Raw genomic sequence first — 4,687 nt, forward strand, 5'->3', positions numbered from 1 at the left:
GGCGCTGCGACTACTAATTATTCTGATATGGGCTCGGATGAGCTTGCTACTGCTACAGGATACTCCAGACCGGGCGAGTTGCTAACGTCTATTACCCCCACTGCTGATGGCACTACAGGAATTTTAGATTTCGCCAACGAAACGTGGGGATCATCTAGTTTCACTACTTGCGGCGGTTTGATATACGACACTGGAGATTCTAATTCTGCGTGTGCTGTGTTGAGCTTTGGCGGTGACCAGACGGTAAGCTCTGGTGATTTCCAGATTCAATTCCCAGCGGCGGCGGCAGCTACAGCTATCATACGCATCGCTTAACCGGGACTAACTGTGAGCAGCGCGTGGGGTGAACGCCCGTGGGGCTTCAACAAGTGGGGCGGCGAGGCCGCCAAAACTGTCAACCTCGGACCTGTCTGGGGTGAACGCGCATGGGGCGAAGGAGCGTGGGGCGATAACGGCGTTTCAGCGGTAGGCACTGGCGCTATTGGTACAGTAACACTGCAGTACGGGAATATCACCATTCCTACAGGAGTAGTTGGAACTGGAGCCATAGGCACAGTAACCCTTGACTATACAGGACAGGTCACTCCTACCGGGGTAGCCGGAACGGGGGAAATTGGCACAGTTGGGATTGTTGCAAGCTTTGCGATTACTGGTGTACAAGGCGTAGGCCAAATAAACAGTGTTAGCACTAACACTAGCGATTCAGTTGTACCCAACGGCGTTGCAGCTACTGGGGCAGTAGGCACAGTTACTTTTAGTGTAGGTACTGTAGTAAGTGTTACCGGAGTAGTAGGCACAGGGGCCATTGGCACAGTAACCCCAGCTTATGCTAGGAACGTCGCCGTTACGGGCGTTGTAGGCACCGGAAGTGTAGGGACAGTCACACCTGAAGTGGCATATACTGTTGGCACAACAGTAGGCACGGGCGCAGTAGGAAACGTAACAAACACAAGCACTGCCAATGTTTATCCGATAGGGGTAGCAGGCACAGGCCAGGTTGGCACAGTATTAATAGCGGGATGGACAGTTGTCCCAGACGCACAGACACCTAATTGGGTGACTGTCTCAGATTCACAAACCCCTAACTGGGTTGAAATAGACGCAGCAGCATAGGACTAAATTATGGCAACTTATGTAAACAATCTTAGATTAAAAGAGATCGCCACGGGTGATGAAAGTGGAACTTGGGGAACCAGTACTAACACTAACCTGGAGCTAGTCACTGACGGTTTTAGCTACGGCACTAAGCAGATGGCTGCTGACGCTAACGAAACCTTTACCATGCCTGACGCTACGGCTGATGCTACGCGTGGTTTTTACCTAAAGATTACCTCGGCATCCTCACTTACGGCTACACGCGAGGTAACGCTCGGACCCAACACGGTTTCTAAAGTGTGGTTGATTGAGAACGCCACTACTGGCAGTCAGATCATTACAATCAAGCAGGGTTCGGGCGCTACGGTAAACGTGGCTAGTGGCTCTAAGGTCATGCTTGTCACAGACGGTGTGGGAGCAGGCGCTGCGGTGATTAACGCTAATCCAACAGAAGTAGGCGGATCGGTTACTAGCGTAAGCGGTACAGGCACAGTTAACGGAATTAGTCTTTCAGGTACGGTCACCTCATCAGGCAGTCTCACATTAGGTGGTACGCTATCAGGGGTTGATCTTTCCTCTCAAGTTACAGGAACACTACCTGTTGCCAACGGTGGTACAGGTGCAACTAGCATGACCGCCAACAACGTAATCTTAGGTAACGGCACATCAGCAGTTCAGGTTGTTGCGCCGGGAACAAGCGGTAATTTACTCACCTCTAACGGTTCTACGTGGTCTTCAGCTACGCCAGCCGCAAGCGGCATATCAGCAGGTTTAAGCATCGCTTTGGCGATGGTAATGGGATTCTAGGAGAAACATAATGGCAAACCCCAATATAGTAGCAGTAACCAGTATTTTAGGTGTAACGACCTATTTAACACCATCAGCGACTACCGCAGTGGTTTTGCTGCCTAACGCAGCGAGTAGCGGGAAGGTCTTTAAGATTAACCAGATCGTAGCGGCTAATGTTGACGGCAGTAGCGCGGTTGACACAACTGTAAGCCTCTATACCAATGGCGCGGTTGCCCAAGGCTCTGCTCCTTCAGGTGGTACAGCGTTTCCGATTGTTTCTACAATTAGTGTCCCTGCTGATGCGTCACTGATTGCTGTGGACAAGACTACGGCCATCTACTTGATGGAAGGTACGTCTATCTCGGTAACAAGCGGCACGGCAAGCAAGATTACCTACAGCATAAGCTATGAAGAAATAAGCTCGTAAGGAGTAGTCCATGCCTATTGGTAGCGATAAAGGTAGTTTTATAAAGCCGGGATTTGATCCGTTGGCGGCGCAGACCTCTACGAACGCATATCTGCTTTACGCTTGGGGCCAAAACACTTCGGGCCAACTAGGCGATGGCACTACCACTCAACGCAATTCCCCAGTACAGGTAGGCGCGCTAAGTGGTTGGGATAAAGTCGCGGGGGCCGTCGCTCACACCCTAGCCACTAAAACAGACGGCACTCTCTGGGCTTGGGGCAATAACGCTTCAGGCCAACTAGGCACAAGCAATACCACTAACTACTCTTCCCCAGTTCAAGTTGGCGCACTCACTACATGGGAGAAGGTAGCAGGGTTAGCAGATGGCAGCTACGCTATTAAAACAGATGGCACTTTATGGTCGTGGGGGTATAACTCTTTAGGTCAACTAGGTCAAGGCAACACCACTAGCTACTCTTCTCCTGTACAGGTAGGCGCACTTACTACATGGAGTAAAGTCGCTGCGACTTTATACAGTGGCGTAGCCCTTAAAACCGATGGCACACTTTGGACTTGGGGATACAATAACTACGGTCAACTAGGCACAGGCAATACCACTAACTACTCTTCTCCTGTACAGGTTGGCGGGCTTACCACATGGAGTGATGTTGCTGCGGGTATGCTTCACTGCATAGCTATTAAAACCGACGGCTCTCTCTGGACTTGGGGGTATAACCCTTTTGGCCAACTAGGCCTAAATAACACCACTAACCGCTCCTCTCCAGTACAGGTTGGCGCTCTTACTACGTGGCTGCAAGCTGCGGGTGGTTATCATACAGCAGTCATTAAAACCGATGGTACTCTGTGGAGTTGGGGGATGGGAGAAAAGGGTCAACTAGGCCAAGGCAACATCACTTACTACTCCTCCCCAGTACAAGTAGGGGCGCTTACCACTTGGGGCGTAGTGCAGTGCGGGTCTGAACACACCATTGCCACTCAAACTGACGGCACTCTCTGGGGTATTGGCAGAAACGGCTTTGGTAACCTCGGACTAGGCGACACCACTAACCGCTCATCCCCGACACAGGTAGGTGCGCTTACTACGTGGAATGAAATCAATTGTGGTAAATTTTTCTCTATCGCCCTACATCTTTAAGGAACTGATATGCCAGTTATAAGATCAGGTGTCCAATACTCTGGTAAGTGGAACCTTCAAACGCAAGGGCAGGCACTGGGTGCAGGTAAGTGGCCCGGTTTTTCTCCAGTAGGGCCGGGAGAGCTTTGGGTTTGGGGGCTAAACCACCAAGGTCAACTAGGCTTAGGCAATACCACTTACGCTTACAGTTCCCCAGTACAAGTAGGAGCATTAACTACATGGCTGGACGTTTCAAGCGGTTACGCCCACAACTTCGGCCTTGCAAGTAACGGCACTCTCTGGGGTATGGGCGACAACCGATTCGGCCAACTAGGTGACGGGACTACGGCTAACAAGAGTTCTCCTGTACAGGTAGGCGCACTTACTGATTGGAGTAAAATTGCAGGAGCGCACTGGTCTACCTCTGCTATTAAAACTGACGGCACTTTATGGTCTTGGGGCTATAACTCGCGGGGTCAGCTAGGTGACGGGACTACTACTCAACGTACTTCTCCAGTACAAATAGGCTCACTGACTACGTGGTATAAGATCAGTGCGGGGGGTTATCACATACTCGCCACTAAAACCGATGGTACTCTTTGGCTTTGGGGTTATAACAACCTAGGCCAACTAGGTGACGGCACTACTACCCAACGCAACTCTCCCATACAATTAGGCGCACTTACTACATGGCTAGATGTTGCTGCGGGAGTATATGGCAGCTACGCCCTTAAAACCGACGGCACTCTCTGGGCTTGGGGCGACAACCGAAGCGGCCAACTAGGTCAAGGCAATACCGCTGGCAATTCTTCCCCCGTACAGGTTGGCGCTCTTACTACGTGGAGTGAAATTTCTACTGGGACTTACTACATTTTTGCCACTAAAACAGACGGCGCTCTATGGGCTTGGGGAAACAACGGTAACGGCCAACTAGGTCAAGGCAACACCACCAACTATTCTTCTCCAGTACAATTAGGGGCGCTTACTACTTGGGGTGCTCTTGCTGGTGGCCAAGGTCAAGCCAGAGGAATAATAAGTGGCGCTCTTTACACTTGGGGAGCAGGCGCCCAAGGCCAACTAGGCGACGGCACTACTACAGGTAGCCGCACATCTCCAGTACAACTGGGGGCGCTTAATAAGTGGGCCGTGTTAGCTAAAGGGCCAAACAGTTATAGTTGTTTGACCATTATTCAAGCAAGTTAAAGGCATAAATATGAGAGCGCAACTACACTTTATGTCAGGCGTACCTCGCTCCGGTTCTA

General features: G+C 50.9%; 4 protein-coding genes. All 4 read left to right on the top strand.

Going from position 1 to position 4,687, the window contains the following annotated elements; genetic code table 11:
• The coding region (locus AACZ75_RS15475) for a hypothetical protein (protein WP_339874095.1) at positions 1-315 on the top strand (315 nt) is incomplete at its 5' end.
• Between the two features lie 807 nt (positions 316-1,122).
• Positions 1,123-1,902 carry a hypothetical protein gene (locus AACZ75_RS15480; RefSeq protein WP_339874096.1) on the top strand — a complete coding sequence of 260 codons (780 nt, stop codon included), beginning with the start codon at positions 1,123-1,125 and terminating at the stop codon, positions 1,900-1,902.
• A gap of 10 nt (positions 1,903-1,912) precedes the next feature.
• Entirely contained in the window at positions 1,913-2,311 is a 399-nt protein-coding gene (locus AACZ75_RS15485) for a hypothetical protein (RefSeq protein WP_339874098.1), read from the top strand.
• 10 nt (positions 2,312-2,321) lie between these two features.
• Positions 2,322-3,446 carry a hypothetical protein gene (locus AACZ75_RS15490; RefSeq protein ID WP_339874099.1) on the top strand — a complete coding sequence of 375 codons (1,125 nt, stop codon included), beginning with the start codon at positions 2,322-2,324 and terminating at the stop codon, positions 3,444-3,446.
• The last annotated feature ends 1,241 nt before the right edge of the window (positions 3,447-4,687 follow it).

The sequence above is a fragment of the uncultured Brevundimonas sp. genome, assembly GCF_963975535.1.
Classification (GTDB): Bacteria; Pseudomonadota; Alphaproteobacteria; order Caulobacterales; family Caulobacteraceae; genus Brevundimonas.

What these genes read in the sequence shown, in the direction of transcription:
- AACZ75_RS15480 (WP_339874096.1), top strand. Translation starts at nt 1,123, where the DNA reads ATGGCAACTTATGTAAACAATCTTAGATTAAAAGAGATCGCCACGGGT.
- AACZ75_RS15485 (WP_339874098.1), top strand. Translation starts at nt 1,913, where the DNA reads ATGGCAAACCCCAATATAGTAGCAGTAACCAGTATTTTAGGTGTAACG.
- AACZ75_RS15490 (WP_339874099.1), top strand. Translation starts at nt 2,322, where the DNA reads ATGCCTATTGGTAGCGATAAAGGTAGTTTTATAAAGCCGGGATTTGAT.